This is a genomic window from Streptomyces sp. NPDC104313, assembly GCF_055583985.1.
This window is the reverse complement of record NZ_JBVJMW010000007.1, coordinates 151,584-171,300: the sequence shown is the minus strand read 5'-3', so window position 1 is coordinate 171,300 and position 19,717 is coordinate 151,584. Positions and strand designations below refer to the sequence as shown.

Annotated in this window: 18 protein-coding genes and 1 CRISPR repeat array; of the genes, 10 read left to right on the top strand and 8 right to left on the bottom strand. The window is 72.8% G+C overall.

All coding sequences use genetic code 11. From position 1 onward, the window contains the following. Positions 1-20 precede the first annotated feature (20 nt). Positions 21-887 carry an alpha/beta fold hydrolase gene (locus ACZ60Q_RS18625; protein WP_469635397.1) on the bottom strand — a complete coding sequence of 289 codons (867 nt, stop codon included), beginning with the start codon at positions 885-887 and terminating at the stop codon, positions 21-23. Between the two features lie 667 nt (positions 888-1,554). Continuing rightward, positions 1,555-2,247, bottom strand: a complete 693-nt coding sequence (locus ACZ60Q_RS18620) for a metal-dependent transcriptional regulator (RefSeq protein ID WP_469635395.1) — start codon at positions 2,245-2,247, stop codon at positions 1,555-1,557. A gap of 254 nt (positions 2,248-2,501) precedes the next feature. Between ACZ60Q_RS18620 and ACZ60Q_RS18615 the strand changes: the two genes are divergently transcribed. Continuing rightward, positions 2,502-3,257, top strand: coding sequence for an SIS domain-containing protein (locus ACZ60Q_RS18615; protein ID WP_398614139.1), 756 nt, complete (start codon positions 2,502-2,504; stop codon positions 3,255-3,257). On the opposite strand, the gene ACZ60Q_RS18610 is transcribed toward ACZ60Q_RS18615, so the two are convergent. Next, a complete protein-coding gene (locus tag ACZ60Q_RS18610; RefSeq protein ID WP_469635392.1) occupies positions 3,217-4,440 on the bottom strand; it encodes a sensor histidine kinase in 1,224 nt (407 codons plus the stop codon). The two genes, ACZ60Q_RS18615 and ACZ60Q_RS18610, sit on opposite strands and share 41 nt — an antisense overlap. Then, on the bottom strand, positions 4,437-5,138 hold the full coding sequence (locus ACZ60Q_RS18605) for a response regulator transcription factor (protein WP_469635390.1): 702 nt from the start codon (positions 5,136-5,138) through the stop codon (positions 4,437-4,439). The genes ACZ60Q_RS18610 and ACZ60Q_RS18605 overlap by 4 nt, the downstream gene beginning before the upstream one ends. Positions 5,139-5,265: 127 nt before the next feature. Between ACZ60Q_RS18605 and ACZ60Q_RS18600 the strand changes: the two genes are divergently transcribed. From ACZ60Q_RS18600 to ACZ60Q_RS18585, 4 genes are read left to right on the top strand one after another with little or no spacing between them, the layout of a single operon-like run. Then, positions 5,266-5,826, top strand: a complete 561-nt coding sequence (locus ACZ60Q_RS18600; protein ID WP_469635387.1) for a hypothetical protein — start codon at positions 5,266-5,268, stop codon at positions 5,824-5,826. Then, positions 5,823-6,887, top strand: coding sequence for an efflux RND transporter periplasmic adaptor subunit (locus ACZ60Q_RS18595; RefSeq protein ID WP_469635385.1), 1,065 nt, complete (start codon positions 5,823-5,825; stop codon positions 6,885-6,887). Before ACZ60Q_RS18600 ends, ACZ60Q_RS18595 begins: the two co-directional genes overlap by 4 nt. After that, complete coding sequence (locus tag ACZ60Q_RS18590) at positions 6,884-7,708, top strand: ABC transporter ATP-binding protein (RefSeq protein ID WP_469635382.1); 825 nt, start codon at positions 6,884-6,886, stop codon at positions 7,706-7,708. Before ACZ60Q_RS18595 ends, ACZ60Q_RS18590 begins: the two co-directional genes overlap by 4 nt. Further along, positions 7,705-8,919 (top strand): ABC transporter permease, encoded by a 1,215-nt coding sequence (locus ACZ60Q_RS18585; protein ID WP_469635380.1) that lies wholly within the window; start codon positions 7,705-7,707, stop codon positions 8,917-8,919. The genes ACZ60Q_RS18590 and ACZ60Q_RS18585 overlap by 4 nt, the downstream gene beginning before the upstream one ends. 297 nt (positions 8,920-9,216) lie before the next feature. Here ACZ60Q_RS18585 and ACZ60Q_RS18580 read toward each other — a convergent pair whose 3' ends face one another. Beyond that, a complete protein-coding gene (locus ACZ60Q_RS18580; protein ID WP_469635378.1) occupies positions 9,217-10,749 on the bottom strand; it encodes a PAS domain-containing protein in 1,533 nt (510 codons plus the stop codon). Positions 10,750-10,925: 176 nt separating this feature from the next. On the opposite strand from ACZ60Q_RS18580, the gene ACZ60Q_RS18575 reads away from it, so the two are divergent. Continuing rightward, positions 10,926-11,090, top strand: a complete 165-nt coding sequence (locus tag ACZ60Q_RS18575) for a hypothetical protein (RefSeq protein WP_469635375.1) — start codon at positions 10,926-10,928, stop codon at positions 11,088-11,090. Positions 11,091-11,374: 284 nt separating this feature from the next. On the opposite strand, the gene pdxH is transcribed toward ACZ60Q_RS18575, so the two are convergent. Continuing rightward, the gene (gene pdxH, locus ACZ60Q_RS18570; RefSeq protein WP_469635920.1) at positions 11,375-12,016 is read right to left on the bottom strand and encodes a pyridoxamine 5'-phosphate oxidase; all 642 of its coding nucleotides are present in this window, start codon (positions 12,014-12,016) and stop codon (positions 11,375-11,377) included. Positions 12,017-12,508: 492 nt separating this feature from the next. Between pdxH and ACZ60Q_RS18565 the strand changes: the two genes are divergently transcribed. Continuing rightward, complete coding sequence (locus ACZ60Q_RS18565; protein ID WP_469635373.1) at positions 12,509-13,612, top strand: citrate synthase 2; 1,104 nt, start codon at positions 12,509-12,511, stop codon at positions 13,610-13,612. A gap of 30 nt (positions 13,613-13,642) precedes the next feature. On the opposite strand, the gene ACZ60Q_RS18560 is transcribed toward ACZ60Q_RS18565, so the two are convergent. Continuing rightward, positions 13,643-14,305 carry a class I SAM-dependent methyltransferase gene (locus ACZ60Q_RS18560; protein WP_469635370.1) on the bottom strand — a complete coding sequence of 221 codons (663 nt, stop codon included), beginning with the start codon at positions 14,303-14,305 and terminating at the stop codon, positions 13,643-13,645. 124 nt (positions 14,306-14,429) lie between these two features. Between ACZ60Q_RS18560 and ACZ60Q_RS18555 the strand changes: the two genes are divergently transcribed. Further along, positions 14,430-15,077, top strand: coding sequence for a helix-turn-helix domain-containing protein (locus ACZ60Q_RS18555; RefSeq protein WP_469635367.1), 648 nt, complete (start codon positions 14,430-14,432; stop codon positions 15,075-15,077). A 300-nt stretch (positions 15,078-15,377) separates the two neighbouring features. Beyond that, positions 15,378-16,544 (top strand): alanine--tRNA ligase-related protein, encoded by a 1,167-nt coding sequence (locus tag ACZ60Q_RS18550; protein ID WP_469635365.1) that lies wholly within the window; start codon positions 15,378-15,380, stop codon positions 16,542-16,544. 111 nt (positions 16,545-16,655) lie between these two features. Here the strand turns inward: ACZ60Q_RS18550 and ACZ60Q_RS18545 are convergent, their stop codons facing one another. Then, a complete protein-coding gene (locus ACZ60Q_RS18545; RefSeq protein ID WP_469635363.1) occupies positions 16,656-17,555 on the bottom strand; it encodes a methyltransferase domain-containing protein in 900 nt (299 codons plus the stop codon). 127 nt (positions 17,556-17,682) lie between these two features. Between ACZ60Q_RS18545 and ACZ60Q_RS18540 the strand changes: the two genes are divergently transcribed. Then, the gene (locus ACZ60Q_RS18540) at positions 17,683-18,267 is read left to right on the top strand and encodes a TetR/AcrR family transcriptional regulator (protein WP_469635360.1); all 585 of its coding nucleotides are present in this window, start codon (positions 17,683-17,685) and stop codon (positions 18,265-18,267) included. A gap of 325 nt (positions 18,268-18,592) precedes the next feature. Next, positions 18,593-19,484: a CRISPR direct-repeat array (repeat unit 29 nt; unit sequence GTGGTCCCCGCGCGTGCGGGGGTGTTCCC). Between the last annotated feature and the right edge of the window lie 233 nt (positions 19,485-19,717).

The window sequence follows — 19,717 nt, the reverse complement described above, 5'->3', positions numbered from 1 at the left end:
GGCCACCGCCACGGTCACCGCTACGGGACGGCCCTCAGCTGGTCCAGGAAGGGTTCCACCGCGGCCCGCCAGCCCTCCGGCTGGTCGTAGTGGACGAGGTGGCCCGCGTCCGCCACTTCCGCGTACTGGCCGCGGGGCAGGACCCGGACCATCTCCTGGGCCTCGGCGCGGCCCAGCTCCCCGTCGAGTCCGCGCAGCACCAGCGCCGGGCACTGGACAGCGGCCAGCTCCTCCCAGTGGGCGTCGAAGACCCAGGTGGCGCGGGTGCGGAGCATCTGGCGGCGGGAGAAGACGGGGCGCCAGCCGTCTTCCCGCTCGGCCATCACCTCCGCGTAGAACTCGCCGCGCGCGGGATTCGGCCGCTCCACCCAGGGGTCGTCCTCGCCGAACCACTTCCGTACGTCGGCGAGGGTGGCGAAAGGCAGCGGCCAGGAGTCGAACCAGTCGCTCCACTCGCGCTGGGAGGCCGCCCCGAGGGCGGAGGCCCGCATATCGCAGACGACGAGGGCGCGGACGAGGTCGGGGCGCTTGGCGGCGAGCTGCCAGCCTGTGAGCGCTCCCATGGCGTGGCCGACGACGATGACGGAGCCGAGTCCGAGCTGCTCGATCGCGGCCTCGGCGTCGGAGACGTAGGCGTCGCGGCTGTACGGGCCGTCGGCGGGCTTGTCGCTGCGGCCGTGGCCCCGCTGGTCGAGGCCGACCGCGCGGTGCCGTTCGGCCAGCCAGCGGGCGGTCGGGGCCCAGTGCGAGGCCCGGCCCATCAGCCCGTGCAGCAGTAAGACCCCGGGAGCGTTGTCCGCCTCCGCGCGCTCCTTGGGCGGATCGGCGAACTCCCATGCCGCGAGGCGTACGCCGTCGGTTCCGGTCACATCGATGCGCCGCACCATAGTCCTGGCACCCCCTTCTGGTCCTCGATCACCGTGTGGTCGCACCCCACCAGGCTATCGAACTCTTATTCGAAAACGAGGTTCCGTCACCGAAGACCCCACGTTCGAGTGACACCCGTCAAGGATTGATGCCGACCGGCCTGGGGAGATCTTCAGCGGGAGGCGGGCCGCTCGGGGACAGGGGCCCGCGGGAACTGACCTTGGGAGCTCGGGGCTCCGGGTCAGCACAGGGGAGGAACGGCCCCGGCGCCTTCGGACGCCGGGGCCGCCCCCTGTCCGGGGGCCGCCCTCGACGCTCTCGACGCTCTCGACGCTCTCGACGCTCTCGACGCTCTCGACGCTCTCGACAACGATGGCAGGCCACGGCGCGATGCGCCCCGCACCGGCCGGGATCGGCGCATGGAGAAGCGCGCCGGGCACCGTGCGGTGCGCGTGATGGTACGACGGGCGCATTCCCTGCTCCCTCCCCGACCGTGCCGGCCGGAGCCGGCCGACGCCCTCAGGTCCTCTGCCTGGCCTCAGCCTGGCATGTGACGCGTCCGGCCGCTGCCATTCCGGACGGAAATCGGAAAGCGCACATCACGGTTGTGTTGCCGCGGCCGACGCACGGCCGCCCACCGGGCCCGATGCCGGGCGACGAACGCGTCAGCACCGGGCGGCAACCGTGTCAGCGCTTGGCGACGAAGACATGCGAGGCGACGTCGGAATTCAGCTCGGCCGCCTCCCCGCTGGAGCCGACCAGCACCCCGCCGGGCGACTCCGTCACGCTGACGACGGACCCGGGCTGCACCCCGGCCCTGCGCAGCGTGTACATCAGCTGGGCGTCGGTCTGGATCGGCTCCCCGATCCGCCGCACCACCACGGTCTTGCCCTCGGCGCCCGGGTCCAGCTCGGCCAGGCTCACCATGGAGGCGTCCAGGAACGGGTCGGCCTCGGCCTTCTCGCCCAGCTCCTCCAGGCCCGGGATGGGATTCCCGTACGGCGACTCCGTCGGGTGACGCAGCAGCTCCAGCACCCGCCGCTCCACCGCCTCGCTCATCACGTGCTCCCAGCGGCAGGCCTCGGCGTGGACCTGCTCCCACTCCAGGCCGATGACGTCCACGAGCAGACACTCGGCGAGCCGGTGCTTGCGCATGACGCGGGTGGCGAGGCGGCGGCCCTCCTCGGTCAGCTCCAGATGGCGGTCCCCCGCGACCTGGACCAGTCCGTCGCGCTCCATGCGGGCCACCGTCTGGCTGACGGTCGGACCGCTCTGGTCCAGCCGTTCGGCGATGCGGGCGCGCATGGGGACCACGCCTTCCTCTTCCAGTTCGAGGATGGTGCGGAGATACATCTCCGTGGTGTCGATCAGTCCGGACATACGTGCCCCTCGATGCTGTGACTAGAAAACGTCGTGCGATGGCCCTGCACCAATTCTGACGCATAGCGCCGACAACCGTGCCGCCCCGGTGGAAGACCGGTGGAAGTCCGTGCGGCCGGGGTCACAAGGCGCTATTGACAGTCCACTGGTCCAGACCGCAACGTGATCGGCGGCACGGGCGTCCCGACACCGCGTGGCGCCCGCCGCACCACCCGTCCCACCCTGCCCCATTCCCCGCCGAAAGGGCTCTCCCGATGAGCGACAGCAAGCTGGCCGGTCAGTTCTTCGATGCGGCGATCGGCCTGCTGACGCGGGTGCGGGACGAGGAGGCGGACAGCATCGCCGCCGCCGGCGCGGCCGTCGCGGACACCGTCGAGTCCGGCGGCAGGCTCTTCGCCTTCGGCGCGGGCCACTCCTCGCTGGCCGCCCAGGACGTCGTCTACCGCGCCGGAGGTCTGGCGCTGATGAACCTGCTCACCGTGCCCGGCACGGTCGGCGTCGACGTCATGCCCGCCACGCTCGGCTCGGCGCTGGAACGGGTGGACGGGCTCGCCTCGGCCGTCCTGGACTCCAGCCCCGCCACCGCCGGGGACCTCCTGGTGATCGTCTCGCTGTCCGGGCGCAACGCCCTGCCGGTCGAGATGGCACAGAACGCCCGCGCCCTCGGGCTGAAGGTCATCGGCCTCACCTCGGTCGCGTACGCGGAGAGCACCCGCTCCCGGCACGCCTCGGGCGGCTTCCTGCGCGACCACTGCGACATCGTCCTGGACAGCAAGATCGCGATCGGCGACGCGGAGCTGACGGCCCCCGGCGTCGACGCCCCCTTCGCCCCCGCCTCGACCGTGGTGACCAGCGCGATCATGCAGGCGATGCTGGCCGCCGCCGTCGAGCGGCTGGTGGCCCGGGGCGTCGAGCCGCCGATGCTGCGCTCGGGCAACGTCGACGGCGGCCACGAGTGGAACGGCCGGGTCATGACGGAGTACCGGGACCGGATCTTCTACCGCCACTGACCGGCGGACGCGTCGGGAGCGGGCCGGTCGGGAGGGTGATCCGGACGGTCAGTCCGCCGCCCGGGTTGGCGCTCGCGCCGGCCTCCCCGCCGTGTGCCCGTGCCACCGAGGCCACGATGGAGAGCCCGAGACCCGCGCCCTCGCCGGGCGCGTGGCGGCGGGCTCGGGCACGGCGGAACGGCTCGAACAGCAGCGGCACGGTCGCCGGGTCCAGCACGGGCCCGGTGTTGACGACCTCCAGCCCCTCCGGCCCGACCCGGACCCGTACCGTCCCGCCCGGGTGGTTGTGGCGCAGCGCGTTGGCGACCAGGTTGTGCACGAGGTGGTCCAGCAGGACCGCGTCGCCCTCGACCGTCACCGGCCGGGCCGTCACCTCCACCGTGATGGACCGTTCCGCCGCCTCGGCCGCCAGCGACCCGGCGACCGCGCTGGTGGTCTCGTCCAGGGCGACCCGCTCCCGCCGCCGCGGTCCCTCGTCGGAGACCGCGAGGAGCAGCAGCCCCTCGATGAGCCGCTCGCTGCTCGCGGCGGTGTCGATGAGCTTGTCCCGGATCCAGGCCACCTTCTCGGGCGTCGGGTCGTCGGCGAGCCCGATCTCGGCGGCGGCCCGCTGCACCGCGAGCGGGGTGCGCAGCTCGTGGGCGGCGTTGGCGGCGAACCGCTGCCGGGCGGCGACCAGCTCCTGGATCCGGTCGAGCATCCCGTCGAAGGTGTCGGCCAGCTCCTTCAGCTCGCCGGGCGGGGCCTTCAGCGCGAGGCGTTCGTGCAGGTTGCTGCCGGACAGCCGGCGGGCGCGGGCGGTGATGACGCCGACCGGCCGCAGCACCCGGCCCGCCATCCACCAGGCGAGGGCGACGGAGAGCGCGGAGTAGACGGCGAGGGAGACCCCGGAGACGGTCAGCAGCTGGCTGAGCGCCGCGTCCCCGGCGACGGTGCCGACCTTCTGCGCGACGGCGACCTGGCCGGGTTCGAGCACCATGGTCCTCGCCAGGTCCGTGGCGGGCAGCGCGGGGGCGGAGGCGGCGTCCAGCCGGGAGGCGGGGACCGCCGGGGCCACGGCGGTGACGATGCTGGCGTAGACACCCTCGCTGACCAGCAGGTAGACGATGGCCATGAGCAGGACGCCGGCCATGACCAGCAGTCCGCCGTACAGCGCGGCGAGACGGGTGCGCTCACTGTTCACCGGGGGCTCCCCGGCCCGGCGGCGCCCGCGTCGGGGCGGCCGTCCCCGACGCGGTAGCCGGCTCCGGGGACCGTCTCGATCACCGGGGGCGCGCCGAGCTTGGCGCGCAGCTTGGAGAGGGTGACGCGGACCGCGTTGGTGCGGTAGCTGGTGTCCTCCTCCCACACCTCCTCGATCAGGTCGTCGCCGCTGACGACCGCGCCCTCGGCCCGCAGCAGGGTCTCCAGCACGGCGAACTCCTTGCGGGAGAGGGAGAGGAAGCGCCCGTCGCGGCAGACCTGGCGGCGGGCGGTGTCCAGCCTCAGTCCGGCCCGTTCGAGGACCGGCGGAAGGGCGGGGCGGGAGCGGCGGCCCAACGCCAGGACCCGGGCGAGGAGTTCGTCGTACGCGAACGGCTTGGTCAGGTAGTCGTCGGCGCCGAGCCCGAGGCCGGCCACCCGGTCCCGTACCGTCCCGGCGGCGGTGAGCATCAGGATCCGGGTCAGCAGGCGCCGGGCGACGACGCGGCGGCACACCTCGTCGCCGTGCAGCCCCGGCAGATCGCGGTCGAGGATCATCACGTCGTACGCGCCGAACCGCAGCTTCTCCAGCGCCGCCCGGCCGTCGGGGGCGATGTCCACGGCGACGGCGTCACGGCGCAGCCCCTCGGCGATCATCTCCGCCAGGAATTCCTCGTCCTCCACCACCAGCACGCGCATGGGCACCTGTGTACCCGAAGGCGTTGTTTCGTCGGTGTAAGCATCCGGGCCGAGAGAAACGAAACCCCGTCCTCGCGCACGCTCAAGCCGTTCGTACCGGCCTGTCAGCCATCGACGAGGAGCCCCCATGAACCAGACCCCCACCCTCTGCCGCCGGACCACCACGCGTTCGCGAGGGCGCTCCCTCGCCGCGGCCTGCGCGATGGCCGCCGCCCTCGCCCTGACGGCGACCGCGTGCTCGGGCGACGGCGGCGGGACGAAGGACGCCGGATCCGCCTCCGGCTCCGGCTCCGGCTCCGGCTCCGGCTCCGGCTCCGGGAAGACGAAGGAGGACCAGGCCCTGGAGCACCGCACGTGCCTGCGTGAACAGGGCCTGGACATTCCCGAGCCGAAGCCGGGCCAGGGCGGTATGGGCGTCACCATCGACGGCGGGTCCAAGAGCCAGAAGGAGATGGAGAAGGCGTTCAAGGCCTGCGAGGACAAGGCGGTCGGCGGCGGAGCGAAGGAGCTGACCCAGGCGGAGAAGGACAAGATGGTCGCCTTCGCCCGGTGCATGCGCAAGAACGGCTTCGACATGCCCGACCCGAAGTTCGACGGCGGGGGGATGGAGGCGATGCCCGCGCTGGAGTCGAAGGACATGAAGAAGTTCGAGAAGGCCAACAAGGCGTGCGAAAGCGCCGGCCGATGAGGCGGGGACGGGCCGTGGCGGCGGCGGTGGCGGTGACGGTGCTCGCCGCGGTGGCCGGCTCGCTCGCTCTCACGCAGCTCGGGTCCGGCGCGGAGACCGGCGGGGCGAGGAACACCGGGCTGCCCCCGGCCACCGCCCCGGTCGAGCGCGGGGACCTGCGCGACAGCGCCCGGGCCGACGGGACGCTCGGCTACGACAAGGAGCGCAGGGTCAACGCGGGCACGACGGGCACCGTGACCTGGACGCCGCGCACCGGCTCGACCGTGGAGCGCGACGAGCGGCTGTACGAGGTCGACGGCCGGCCGGTCCGCCTGATGTACGGCTCCGGGCCCATGTACCGGACGCTGAAGCCGGGCGACGAGGGACGGGACGTGGAGCAGTTGGAGCGCAATCTCGTGGAGTTGGGCTACACCGGCTTCACCCCGGACGAGGAGTACACCGAGCTGACGGCGGCGGCCGTCAAGCGCTGGCAGAAGTCCCACGACGTGAAGCGGACCGGGAAGGTCGGGCCGCAGGACGTCACGTTCGCCCCGGGGAAGGTCCGGATCAAGAGCGTCGGGGCGGGCGTGGGCGAGCAGGCCCAGCCCGGCGCCCCGGTCCTCGAGACGACTGGTTCCGAGCGCATCGTGACGTTCCGGCTGGACGTGGCGGAGAGCCGGTTGGCGAAGGCGGGAACGAAGGTCACGGTGGATCTGCCGGACGGCACGACCGCGTCCGGGAAGGTCTCGTCGGTGGGCCGGACCGCGAAGCCGGGCGACGACCCGCAGGACAACAGCCCCAAGGTCACCCTCATCGTCTCCTTCGACGAGCCGGACGAGGTGGACGGCTTCGACCAGTCGCCGGTCACGGTGAACCTGACGGGCGAGACCCGCAGAGACGTCCTGACGGTCCCGGTGAACGCGCTCCTCGCCCTGCCCGGGGGCGGCTTCGGCCTCCAGGTCGTCGAGGGCGGCACGACCCGCGAGACGGCCGTCGAGCTGGGCATGTTCGCCGAGGGCCGGGTCGAGGTGTCCGGCGGCGGTCTGCGCGAGGGCACGAAGGTCGGGGTGCCGAAGATATGAGCCGCTACCTCGACGCAGACGCAGACGCCGATTCGGGCACGGGCCCCGGCACAGGTACGCACACGGGCTCGGGCTCGGGCACGGGTACGCACACGGCGGCCGGCGCCCGTACGGTCGTGGCCCTCGCGGGCGTCACCAAGGAGTACCCGGGCCCGGTCGTCGCGCTGTGCGGGGTGGACCTCACCGTCGAGGAGGGCGAACTCCTCGGCATCGTGGGCCCCTCCGGCTCCGGCAAGTCCACGCTGCTGCACATCATCGGCACCCTGGACCGTCCGACCGCGGGCTCCGTCCACATCGCGGGCCACGATGTGGCGGCGCTCTCCGACCGCCGCCTCTCCGCGCTGCGGGCCCAGCACGTGGGCTTCGTCTTCCAGGCGTTCCACCTGGTCCCGGGCGTCAGTGCCCGGGACAACGTGGCGGAGGGCCTGCTCTACTCCGGCCTCTCCCGCTCCGTACGCCGCCGCAGGGCGGCCGAGGCCCTGGAACGGGTCGGCCTCGCGGACCGCCTCGACCACAGGCCGCACCAGCTGTCCGGCGGCCAGAAGCAGCGGGTCGCCATCGCGCGGGCCGTGGTCGGCGAGCCCGCGTTGCTGCTGGCCGACGAACCGACCGGGGCGCTCGACTCGGCGTCCGGGGAAGCGGTGATGCGGCTGCTGCGCGACCTCAACCGGGAGGGGGCCACGATCGCGGTCATCACGCATGACACGGAGATCGCGCGGGAGTTGCCGCGCGAGGTGCGGATCCGGGACGGCCGAGTGGTCGCGGACGTGCGCAACGACGCCTCCGTGCCCGGAGCGGCCGCGACGGGAGCCGGGCTGTGAGCCGGGGCAAGGGCGGCCGGGGCGGGCTGAAGGCGGCCCGGCTGGGCCCCCGCGATGTGGTGCACGTGGGCTCGGCGGGACTGCGCAGCCGGCCGATGCGGGTGGTGCTCTCCGCGCTGGGCATCGCCATCGGCATCGCCACGATGATCTCGGTGGTCGGCATCTCCGCCTCCAGCCAGGCCCAACTACTGCGGGAACTCGACAAGTTGGGCACCAACCTCCTCGTCGCCTCCCCCGGCGAGTCGATGTTCGCCGGGGAGGAGGTGAAGCTGCCCGAGGAGTCGGTCGGCATGGTGGGCCGCATCAAGGGCGTCCAGGACGTCGGCGCGACGGCCGACCTGGAGGCGACCGTACGCCGCAACGCGAAGATCGACGAGGACGATACGGGCGGGATAGCGGTCAGGGCGACGACGGACGGCCTGCTCCGCGTCCTGCGCGGCGAGGTCAGCAGCGGCAGTTGGCTCAACGCGGCGACCGGCCGCTACCCCTCGGTCGTGCTCGGACATGTCTCCGCCGAACGCCTCGGCATCACCAGGCCGGGACAGCAGGTGTGGATGGACGACCGGCACTTCACCGTCGTCGGCATCCTCGCGCCGCTCCCCCTGGCCCCGGAGATCGAGCGCTCCGCCCTGGTCGGCTGGGAGGGCGCGAAGCGCCTGCTGGACTTCGACGGCCACCCGACGTCGGTGTACGAGCGCTCGACGGACGCGGCGGTGCGGGACGTTCGCAAGGTGATGGCGGCGACGGTCGACCCGCGAAACCCGCAGAACGTGAAGGTCACCGACCCGTCGTCGGCGCTCCGCGCGAAGGCGGCGACCGAGGGGGCGTTCAGCAGCCTGCTGCTGGGACTGGGCGGCATCGCGCTGCTCGTCGGAGGTGTCGGAGTCGCCAACACCATGATCATCTCGGTCCTGGAGCGGCGGTACGAGATCGGCCTGCGCCGTTCGCTGGGCGCGACCCGGGGCCAGATCCGCATCCAGTTCGTCACGGAGTCGCTGATGCTGTCGGGCCTGGGCGGCCTGGCGGGCGTGGCACTGGGCGCGGCGGCGACCGGGGCGTACGCCTACTCCGGCGGGCTGCCCTGGGTGGTTCCGCCGTGGGCGGTCGGCGGCGGCTTCGGCGCGACGCTGGCCATCGGCACGGTGGCGGGCCTGTACCCGGCGGTCCGGGCGTCCCGGCTCTCCCCCACCCTGGCGCTGCACGCGGCGTGATGGCCGTGTCTCCTGCCCGGACCGTCCGGCGCTTGCCCCTCCGGGCAGGAGGCACTGTCCCTGAGGACCCTCCGCACCGGTGTGGCAGCGCCGGGCGGTCCGGTACGCGGGAAGGACCCCATGCGTCGGCCGAAAGGTTCTCCTGCCCCTGCGTGGGAAAGAAACCAGAGTGCGTCACGGGCTCCGGAGCCACCCGACGGCCGGGTGGTTCCGGAGCCACCCGGCTGTCCGTGGGCCGGGGCCGGACGGTCGACGCCCAGCACGGGCGCCACCGAGGCCCGGAGAGGGCGGGGCCCCTCAGGGGCGCCGCCGCAGCGCCTGCGCCAGGTCGACCGCCCCCGCCACCCGGGCCGCCACCGTCTCCGCGTAGGCCGTGTCCGGGCGTTCGAAGGCTGCCCGGTTCGCCGCGCGCAGGAACGTGAGCACGCCCAGCGTCCGTCCCCGGCTCCGGAGCACCGTGCTCAGCGCGTGGGCCGCGTCCCGGGGCCAGCGGCGCTCCGTCGCCCAGGCCGCCGCCTCGGGGTCCCCGGCGCCCACGCTCGTACGGACCGAGCCGGTGCGCTCGACGGCCCGAAGGGCGGGGTGCCCGGGGCCGTAGCGGACGGGGAGGGAACCGCCCGCGACGAGCAGGCAGGGACCGGGCCCGTCCGCGGGGGTGGAGGCCGTGCGCACCAGGCGCTCGCCGCCCGCCGCAGAGCCGCCGGCGACCGGACCGTTCTCCGCCGGACCGTTCTCTGCCGGGCCGCTCTCTACCAGGCCGTTCTCTACGGGACCACTCTCCGCCAGGACGCCCGCCACCAGGTCGACCAGGACGTGGTCGGCGAACCCGGCGAGCGCGAAGTCCAGCAGGGAGGTTGCCGCCTCCATCGGGTCCTCGCACTCGGAGGCCGTACGGGCGGCCCGGTGCAGCTGGCTCGTCCGGAACCGCAGCCGGTCGGCCTCCTGCTCCGCGAGCCTGTCGGCGGTGACGTCCCGGAACAGCCACCCCACCCCGAGCGGGACCGGCTCCCCCGTCAGCGGCGAGGCCAGCCGCAGGAACCCGCTGCGCCAGCACCGGCGGCGTTCGCCCTCCGCCGTCCGCAGGGTCACCCACAGCTCGGCCGGGGCGCTCGGGGCGCCCTCGGCGAGCACATGGCTCAGGGCCGCCTCCAGCTCCTCGACGCCCTGGACCACCAGTTCGCCGAGCGGACGGCCGAGGAGGGCGGTGCGGCCCCCGCCGAACGCGCGGGCCGCGTAGGGGTTGGCGACCGTCGGGCGCAGGTCGACGTCGACGAGGACCACCCCCCAGGACGCGTCCTCCAGAAGCGCCTCGCTCAGCGCGATGGCCCGCTCCAGGTCGATCTGGGCGTGTACCTCGCTGAACGCGCAGTAGACACCGGCCGGTTTCCCGTCCGCGCCGCGCACCCCGGCGGACTGGGTCCGCACCAGCACCCGGCCGCCGTCCTTGCGCAGCAGCGCGAACTCGTGCACCTGCCGCCCCGGCGCGTCCATGGCCGACATCAGCCGTGTCCGCACCTCGTCCGCGTCGGCCCGGCGCACCGCCCAGCCCGCGAAGCCGGTACGTCCCACGGCCTCGCGCGCCGTCCAGCCGAGGACACGTTCGGCCTCGCGGTTCCAGTGGGTGACCGTGCCGGCCGCGTCGAACGCGCAGAGCGCGGCGTCCATGCCGTCGAGCAACGCCGCCAGCAGTTCGGACCCGGGAGGCTCACCTGGGATCCCGCCTTCGCCGACCGGTGGTCCGGGGTCCGCGGAGCACCCCGGGGGCCCGCCGCCGGAGCCCTCGTCCGGCCCGAGCTCGTCGGTGGTCCCGCTGCTCCTGGAAGCACCCACTCCGCACCCCCCGCAGAACATGTCGGCCGTTTTCCCACGCGTCGCCGCGCGTATTGCTGCACGTCAGACCATTCAACTCGACCGTGACCCAGCACACATCGACTTCACCGAAATCATTTCTCCCGTCCTAGCGTCGCCTTCGCACGTCTTCGCATGCCTCCCTCGGGTCGTCCCGGGTGCCTCGGGTCGTCCCGGGTGCCTCCGGACGCCTCGGCCCCGGGGTGTTCTCCGCCGATCAGGACGAGGGGAGCGAGCAGACGACGGCGTACGCGGGGCCCGGCCACCTGGACGGACGGGAGGCCACCGGCTTCCAGTTCGGCACGGAGAAGATCATCGGATAAATAGCTTGAACCGGGATCCGGGACGCTCCTAGTCTGTGGGCACACAGGAAAGGAGGTGTTCCGGAAGTGATTTCTTCTCGGACTCGTGAGGTGACTGCGGGCTGACGCCCGCCGTCGCACTCTTTTGCAGTGCATGGCCGGATGCCGGCCAATCCCCAGCAGTCACCGACCCGCAGGCTCGCCGGTAAGTCCGGCCGGCTCCTCCGTGCACGGAGGAACCAGAGCCTGCGGGTTTCTGCGTTTCCCGGCCCAGCACCGCACGCCACTCACGGCGTGCGTGCGGATCACGGGCTGAGCCGCTCCACCCGCCATTTTCCGGCGCCCGGCTCGCCGCCCTCCCTCACGTACCGCAGCCGGTCGTGCAGCCGGTTCTCGCGCCCCTGCCAGAACTCGATCGTCTCGGGCACCACCCGGAAGCCGCCCCAGTGCGACGGGGCCGGGACCTTCTCGCCCTCGGGGTAGCGGGCGGCCAGCTCCTCGTACCGCCGGATCAGCTCCTCGCGGGAGCCGACGACGGTGGACTGGGCGCTGGCCCACGCGCCGAGCTGGGAGCCGTGCGGACGAGTGCGGAAGTAGCCCACGGTCTCCTCGCGGGAGGTGCGCGCGGCGGTGCCGGTGACGATGACCTGGCGGGCCATCGGGTGCCAGGGGAACAGCAGCGAGACATACGGGTTGGCGGCCAGCTCACGGCCCTTGCGGGAGTCGTAGTTCGTGAAGAAGACGAAGCCCCGGTCGTCGTACTGCTTGAGGAGCACGGTGCGCGAGGACGGGCGGCCGTCCGGGGTGGCGGTGGAGACGATCATCGCGTTGGGCTCGTGCAGGTCGCCGCCGGCGGCGACCTGCCGGAACCAGCGGGCGAACTGGTCCATCGGATCGGGGCTGAGGTCGTGCTCGGTGAAGTCCTCCGAGCGGTACTGCTCGCGCATCGCCGCCGGATCGGTGGTGGAATCGATGGGGGAGGGCTTACGGGAGGGCCCGGCGGAAGGAGCGGAAGGAGCGGGCCCGGCGGAAGGAGCCTGATGGGCGACGTGATCCGGTGCGGGCACAACATGATCCGGAGTGGGCACGGAGTGATCTGGCCAGGGCGCGGAGTGATCTGGTGTGGGCACGGGCCCATCCTGCCGCAGCGACCCAGTGTGCCCGGCTGGGAGGGCACGTAATCACGCGTCGTCGAAATGGAGCCCTGTGCCGGATGTCACGCTTCCCCGCTCCGTGGGAACCCGCCAATATCTTGGGCAGGCCCCTGCGTTCTTCGCAGTACTTCGGAGTCCTTCGCACAGCAGCGGCCTTTGTACACAGACAGCTGTACACAGACAGCTGTACACGGACAGCGGCCTGGATACACCTGCTCCGCGTACGCCACGGCCGCCGCCCCCTTGCCCGCCGCCCGCCGCCCGCCGAACTGAGGGAGCCGCCTGATGTCCGACTTCGTACCCGGTCTTGAGGGAGTCGTCGCATTCGAAACGGAGATCGCCGAACCGGACAAGGAAGGCGGTTCGCTCCGTTACCGAGGGGTCGACATCGAAGATCTCGTCGGCCATGTCTCGTTCGAGAACGTGTGGGGCCTGCTGGTGGACGGGGCGTTCAACCCCGGGCTGCCGCCCGCCGAGCCGTTCCCGATCCCGGTGCACTCCGGTGACATCCGGGTCGATGTGCAGTCGGCGCTGGCGATGCTGGCTCCCGTCTGGGGCCTGAAACCGCTGCTGGACATCGACGAGGCGACCGCCCGCGACGACCTGGCGCGGGCGGCCGTGATGGCGCTGTCCTACGTCGCCCAGTCGGCACGCGGCCAGGGGCGGCCGATGGTGCCGCAGAGCGAGATCGACAAGGCGCGGTCGGTGGTGGAGCGGTTCATGATCCGCTGGCGCGGCGAGCCGGACCCGAAGCATGTGAAGGCGGTCGACGCGTACTGGACGTCGGCGGCCGAGCACGGCATGAACGCCTCGACGTTCACCGCCCGGGTCATCGCCTCGACGGGCGCGGACGTCGCTGCCGCCCTGTCCGGCGCGGTGGGCGCGATGTCGGGCCCGCTGCACGGCGGCGCCCCGTCCCGGGTCCTCGGCATGATCGAGGAGATCGAGCGTACGGGCGACGCGAGCGCGTACGTGAAGCAGGCCCTGGACCGGGGCGAACGCCTGATGGGCTTCGGCCACCGCGTCTACCGCGCCGAGGACCCCCGCGCCCGCGTCCTGCGCCGCACGGCCCGCGAGCTGGCCGCCCCGCGCTTCGAGGTGGCGGAGGCGCTGGAGAAGGCGGCGCTGGCGGAACTGCACGCGCGGCGTCCGGACCGCGTCCTGGCGACGAACGTGGAGTTCTGGGCGGCGATCGTGCTGGACTTCGCGGAGGTCCCGGCGCACATGTTCACGTCGATGTTCACCTGTGCCCGTACGGCGGGCTGGTCGGCGCACATCCTGGAGCAGAAGCGCACGGGCCGCCTGGTGCGCCCGTCGGCGACGTACATCGGCCCGGGGACACGCGACCCGCGCGAGATCGACGGGTACGACGACATCGTCGCGGGCTGAGACGGACGGAGCTTCCACCGCCGCCGGGTGTCAGGCGCGGTCGCCCCGGCGGACGGCGATGACGTTGTCGGTCACGGTCGCGGTCTCCCCGGCGGGGCCGGTGGCGGTCCGCCGGGGCGCGTGGCACAGCTCGGTCCGCCATCCGTCGCCGAGCCGCAGGGACGCGAGTACGTCGTCGGGGGCGGGGAAGCGTACGTCCTCGTGGCCGTCCCGCCAGGACCAGGGGGCGAGCGAGGCGTGCTCGAACAGCACGAGCAGGCCGCCGGGGGCGACGGCTCCGGCGGCGCGCCGGAGCACCTGTTCGCGGGGGATCTCCACAGGGGTGTGGAAATAGCCGGCGGTCACCAGGCCGAAGGTCCCGTCGGGGAAGGTCCGGGCCAGGTCGTGCCTGCTCGGGTGGACGCGGTCGGCCAGCCCGGCCGCGGCGGCCCCGGCGGCGACCCGGCCCAAGGCGGTCGCCGAGACGTCGACGGCGGTGACGTCCCAGCCGAGCGAGGCGAGCCAGAGCGCGTCGCCGCCGTGTCCGCAGCCCAGGTCCAACGCCCGTCCGCCGCCGTCCGGCACGGGGGCGAGGGCGGTGACGACCTCGGCGAGGACGGCGTTGGGGCGGGTGCCCCACTGCGCGTCGACGCCCGCGTAGTGGTTCTCCCAGAAGACGGCGGAGTCGGTGGCACCAGTGGTGTCGCTGCTCATGGCTGTTCCCTTCGATGTCCAGGTCCACGGCGGCTGCCCCGGATGGGCGCCCCGCTGATGAGGAAGGTGCGCCGCGGCCTGCCGCCCTTGCAAGCTGCCATGCCGTTTCGGCAAGCTGGCCGACATGACGGACACGGCGGACGGGGCAGGCGCGGCAGAGCACACACCCAGGGCGACGAGGGGCGGCGTCCTGGCCGCGGTGGGCCCCCGTCTGCGGGAACTGCGGCGCGGGCGCGGGATGACGCTGGCCGAGCTGGCCGAGCGGACCGGGATCAACGAGAGCACCCTGTCCCGCCTGGAGGGCGGCGCGCGCAAGCCGACGCTGGAGTTGCTGCTGCCGCTGGCGGAGGTCCACGCGGTACCCCTGGACGAACTGGTGGGCGCGCCCCGCACGGGCGACCCGCGCATCCACCTCCGCCCGGTGACCCGCGACGGCCTCACCTATGTGCCGCTCAGCCGCCCCGGCGGCGTCCAGGCCCACAAACTCCTGATCCCGCCGGGACCGGACACCGAACCGACCCTGCGGACCCACGAGGGCTTCGAGTGGCTGTACGTACTGGCCGGGCGGCTCCGGCTGGTCCTGGGCGACCGGACGCTGGTCCTGAAGCCGGGCGAGGCGGCCGAGTTCGACACCCACGTGCCGCACTGGCTCGGCCCCGACGACGAACGGACCGTGGAACTCCTCGTCCTCTTCGGCCACCAGGGCGAACGGGCCCATCTGAGGGCCCGCCAGGGGTCGGAGCGGGGATCAGCGAAGGGGAGGAAGCCCTGAGGCCGTCGGCGTCCTCCGCCACGCGCCCGCCCACCTGGCGGGGCCTCCCCCGCCCCCGTTGAATTCACGTGCCCCGGCGGCCGGGGCGCGCTAGGGTCCCCAGCATGAACGTCACCGGCCTCAGCACCACCGCGACCGCGCGAGCGACCAGCTCGCCGGTTGCCGCCGCCTGACCTTCTCTCCCCCCGGCGACCGGAAACGGTCCGTCGGCAGTGCCGTGGAGCCTCTGGCCCCGGCCGGGTGACCGAACGGTCCCGTTCTCCGGTGCCTCCCCCGCCGCAACGCGAAGGAGCCACCCCCATGCGTACCGACCAGCTGATCAGCACGTTCGTCGAGTACTACGAAGAGCGCGGCCACAGCCGCATCACCGGCTCGACCCTGCTGCCGCCCGACGGCGACCCCGTACTCTTCACCACCTCCGGCATGCACCCGCTCACTCCGTACCTGGAGGGCCGCCCCCACCCGCTGGGCCGGCGACTCGTGAACGTACAGCGCTGCCTGCGCACCACGGACCTGGACGAGGTCGGGGACGCCACCCACCTGACGGTGTTCGAAATGCTCGGCACCTGGTCGCTGGGCGACTACGAAGGCCCGCTCAGCCTCGACTGGGGGTACGGGCTGCTCACCGAGGGCCTGGGCATCGATCCGGCCCTCCTGCACGCCACCGCCTTCGCCGGTGACGGCCGAACAGGGCCGGACACCGCTTCCGTCGACCTGTGGCAGGGCCTCGGCGTCCCCGTGGAACTCACCGTGGAGGACAACTGGTGGCCCAACGACTCCGTCGGCCCCTGCGGCCCCGACTCGGAGATCTTCCTGTGGAGCGGCGAAGGCCCGCCGCGGTCGACGCCCACCCAGGACGACCGCTGGGTCGAGGTGTGGAACCACGTCACGATGACCCACCGCCGCCTCGGCGACGGCACCCTCGTCCCCCTCCCCCAGCGGAACGTCGACACCGGCCTCGGCCTGGAGCGGCTGGCCGCCCTCCTCCAGGGCAGGTCGTCGATCTTCGAGTGTGACGTCCTCGCCCCCTGGCGCCGCCTCGTGCCGCCCCTGTGGCGCCTGGACGAACCCGCCCTGCGCCTGGTCAGCGACCACCTGCGCTCGGCCGTCGTCGTCCTCGGCGACGGGGTGCGCCCGGCCAACACCGGGCGGGGCTACGTGCTGCGCCGCCTGGTACGGCGGGTACTCACCGTGCTGTGGCGCGAGGATCCCTCGCGCAGCGTCGGAGACCTCCCGGAAGAACTGGTCCGGCACACCTTGGACCACTTCCGGCAGGACATGCGCCCGGATGAGGTCCTGCGGACCCTGATCGAGGAGGAGCGCCGGTTCGGCCGGCTCGTGGAGCGCGGCCGGGGAGTGCTCTCCAAGCCCCGGTTCCAAGGCCCGCTGACCGAGGAGGACTTCCACTACCTCCACGACACCCATGGGCTGCCCCGTGAGCTGATCAGGAGCCTGCGCCAGGAGTGAGGGCGTGGAGCGGGGCGTCCCCCGCCACTGGTGATGGCCCTGCCCACTCCGCGGACTGGTCTCGCCCTGTCCACTCTTCGGGACAGGACAGGGCCATGCCGCCACCGCGTGTCAGGCCGCGACGCCGGGTCCGCCCCTGACCGGCGCCGGTCCGCCTTCCCCGCCGGCCGGGCGCTCCGCCGTGACCAGCCACGACGTGCTGCGCAGCCGCACCGTGCCGTCGGCCGCCAGATGGCCGCCCAGGTGGTCTGTCAAGGTGCGGCGGGCGAGCGTCCGGGAAGGCGCGTCGGCCTGCTCCAGAAGGTAGCGGCCGGGGCCCGTTCCCAGCAGGAAGTCCGTCGCGTCCTCGACTCCGGCTCCCCACACCCCGAGGGCTTGTGCCTGGCCGATGGCGATGCCGGTGAACCCGGCCGCGTCGAGGGTGTCGTGGATGCGGTCCGGAGCGGCCAGGGAGAACATGCCGGGCTGCCCGGCCTTCCCGAAGTCGCCGACCGGCAAAAAGTCACGCAGCGACTCGATGGCCGTCACCCAGCCGTTGAGACCGGCATCGGCCGGGCAGACGAAGGCCAGGCGCCCGCCGGGCCGCAGTGCCCGGCCGATGTTGGCGAAGGCCGCTACGGGGTCGGCGAAGAACATCACCCCGTAGCGGCTGATCGCCGCGTCGAACGCGCCCTCCTCCAAGGGGTGCACCTGCGCGTCGCCCTGGGTGAAGGAGACGTTGGCGATGCCCTCCCGCTCCGCGCGGGACCGCGCCTCGGCCAGCATGGGAGCGGAGAGGTCGAGCCCCAACGCGTGCCCGCCGGGCGCACGGAGGGCGGCGAGCCTCGTCGTCTGCCCCGAGCCACAGCCCAGGTCGAGGACCCGATGGTCCGACGTGATTCCGGCCGCGTCGAGCAGAGGCTCGTTGAAGCCCTCGTTCACCGCGTTCCAGCGGTCCTGGGTACGGGCCCAGTGGGCGCCTTCGGGACCGTTCCATGCCTTCTCCTGGTCGGTGTTGACGATGTCCGGCACGGGTGCCTCCTGTGGTGGATGACAGAGAATGGGCGCTTGCCCAAACAGTATGGGCATCTGCCCATACTGGCAATCCCGCTATCATCCGAGGAGTTACAGCCTTGGGAGCAGAACGGGAGATCGGCACATGTCACCGCGCGGAGTGGCGACGCCCGACGTACGCGAGCGGCTGTTCGCGGCCGCCGAGCGCGTCGTGGAGAGGGATGGGCCCGGCGCGCTCACCAGCCGGTCGGTCACCACCGAGGCCGACTGCGCCAAGGGGCTGCTGCACGCCCACTTCGCGGGATTCGACCAGTTCGTGGCGGACCTGGTCCTCGACCGGTTCGCACGGGCGGCGACGAAGGCGCGGGCGCTGTCCGACCTCACCGGGCAGGGCACGGTGGCGGGAAACCTCGACGACGTCGTCCGCGCCCTGTTCGACTCCGGCGGCCCCGCCCTCTCGGGCCTCGCCATGACCCGCGCCGAGGCCTCACAGCGGGTCCGTGCGGCCCTGGAAAGCGGCGCGCCCGGTTTCGCCGCGATCCAGGAGTCCATCACCGGCTACCTGAAGGACGAGCAGAAGCACGGCCGGGTGGCGGAGACGACCGAACCGGACACCGCCGCCCTCGCCATCGTCGGCACCGCCCACCACCTCCTGATGACCAGCCTGCCGAGCGCACCTGACCCACGGCCCCTCATGGCGCGCCTGGTTGCCGCGTTGGTGGAGAGCTAGCGGCCACCGGCATCACCAGCACGCGGAGGAACAGCGCTGGGCCGCGCGACCCCTTCGGAGGGGGTGCGCCGGGAGCGCGCCCCCGCCGACACAGGGCACACCCAGCGGGGCCAACGCGCCCGGCACGACAACCACCCGCCTCCGTAATGCCCCGACCCCCTCTCCTTCCTTTGAAGAAGCCACCTTCACGGCTGACAGAGGGCAGAATCGCTTCTGATTACCTGACTTCAAGCAAGATCATTTACATGTTTGGTGCGAAATGTCCGCTTCTCAAGAAGTAAGTAAAAACAGCCCCTCAGCCACATAAAACCGCAGGTCACGAACTGTGGTCCCCGCGCGTGCGGGGGTGTTCCCGCTTTGGCGGCCTCCAGGGTGCGCTGCTGGGTGTGGTCCCCGCGCGTGCGGGGGTGTTCCCGCAGCGCACGGCACCCGAAGTGCCATCACCGCGTGGTCCCCGCGCGTGCGGGGGTGTTCCCCTTGCATCACGTGATGCAAGGTTGTCAAGGGGGTGGTCCCCGCGCGTGCGGGGGTGTTCCCCCCGGCAAGGCGCCGGAATGCGACCGAAACCGGTGGTCCCCGCGCGTGCGGGGGTGTTCCCGCTGACTAACCTGGCCCGGGCCGCCACCACGCGTGGTCCCCGCGCGTGCGGGGGTGTTCCCCTTGATCCACGGCATGCCCATGGCGTCGCATGGTGGTCCCCGCGCGTGCGGGGGTGTTCCCCTCACCCGCATCGGCCACCACAACCCCAAGACGTGGTCCCCGCGCGTGCGGGGGTGTTCCCTCGACCTTCATCGGATGCCGCGCAGAGTGGACGTGGTCCCCGCGCGTGCGGGGGTGTTCCCCGCGTCCGGGCCCACACCGTCACGGCGCGGGAGTGGTCCCCGCGCGTGCGGGGGTGTTCCCGGACCCGGCTTGATGCCCTCCGGCCGCTTCTCGTGGTCCCCGCGCGTGCGGGGGTGTTCCCGTCAGCGGCACGCTCGCGTTGTACTGGTAGGCGGTGGTCCCCGCGCGTGCGGGGGTGGTCCCTCGTAGGAGCTGAACGTCTGCCCGCTGGAGTCGTGGTCCCCGCGCGTGCGGGGGTGTTCCCGGTCTCCGTGTCGCCGGGGCCCATCACCGTACGGTCGGATGTGGTCCCCGCGCGTGCGGGGGTGTTCCTGAGGACGAGCGCCGCGCGTTCGCGGACGCCGAGTGGTCCCCGCGCGTGCGGGGGTGTTCCGATTATTACGCCGTAATACTGGGCGGCCAGTCGGTGGTCCCCGCACGTGCGGGGTGTTCCCGTCGCCGACGCCCGCGAGTGGATCCTCTGGCCCGTGGTCCCCGCGTGCGGGGGTGGTCCCGCGACGGAGATCCGCCCGAAGATCGGTGAACAGTGGTCCCCGCGCGTGCGGGGGTGGTCCCGTGATGTCGGTACGGTGCTTGGCCGCCATCCGGTGGTCCCCGCGCGTGCGGG

Coding starts and splice junctions, on each gene's coding strand:
- ACZ60Q_RS18595 (WP_469635385.1), top strand. CDS start 5,823: ATGAGGCGGGGACGGGCCGTGGCGGCGGCGGTGGCGGTGACGGTGCTC.
- ACZ60Q_RS18555 (WP_469635367.1), top strand. CDS start 14,430: ATGACGGACACGGCGGACGGGGCAGGCGCGGCAGAGCACACACCCAGG.
- ACZ60Q_RS18550 (WP_469635365.1), top strand. CDS start 15,378: ATGCGTACCGACCAGCTGATCAGCACGTTCGTCGAGTACTACGAAGAG.
- ACZ60Q_RS18605 (WP_469635390.1), bottom strand. CDS start 5,138: ATGCGCGTGCTGGTGGTGGAGGACGAGGAATTCCTGGCGGAGATGATC.
- ACZ60Q_RS18590 (WP_469635382.1), top strand. CDS start 6,884: ATGAGCCGCTACCTCGACGCAGACGCAGACGCCGATTCGGGCACGGGC.
- ACZ60Q_RS18620 (WP_469635395.1), bottom strand. CDS start 2,247: ATGTCCGGACTGATCGACACCACGGAGATGTATCTCCGCACCATCCTC.
- ACZ60Q_RS18565 (WP_469635373.1), top strand. CDS start 12,509: ATGTCCGACTTCGTACCCGGTCTTGAGGGAGTCGTCGCATTCGAAACG.
- ACZ60Q_RS18625 (WP_469635397.1), bottom strand. CDS start 887: ATGGTGCGGCGCATCGATGTGACCGGAACCGACGGCGTACGCCTCGCG.
- ACZ60Q_RS18615 (WP_398614139.1), top strand. CDS start 2,502: ATGAGCGACAGCAAGCTGGCCGGTCAGTTCTTCGATGCGGCGATCGGC.
- pdxH (WP_469635920.1), bottom strand. CDS start 12,016: ATGCGCGAGCAGTACCGCTCGGAGGACTTCACCGAGCACGACCTCAGC.
- ACZ60Q_RS18600 (WP_469635387.1), top strand. CDS start 5,266: ATGAACCAGACCCCCACCCTCTGCCGCCGGACCACCACGCGTTCGCGA.
- ACZ60Q_RS18540 (WP_469635360.1), top strand. CDS start 17,683: ATGTCACCGCGCGGAGTGGCGACGCCCGACGTACGCGAGCGGCTGTTC.
- ACZ60Q_RS18560 (WP_469635370.1), bottom strand. CDS start 14,305: ATGAGCAGCGACACCACTGGTGCCACCGACTCCGCCGTCTTCTGGGAG.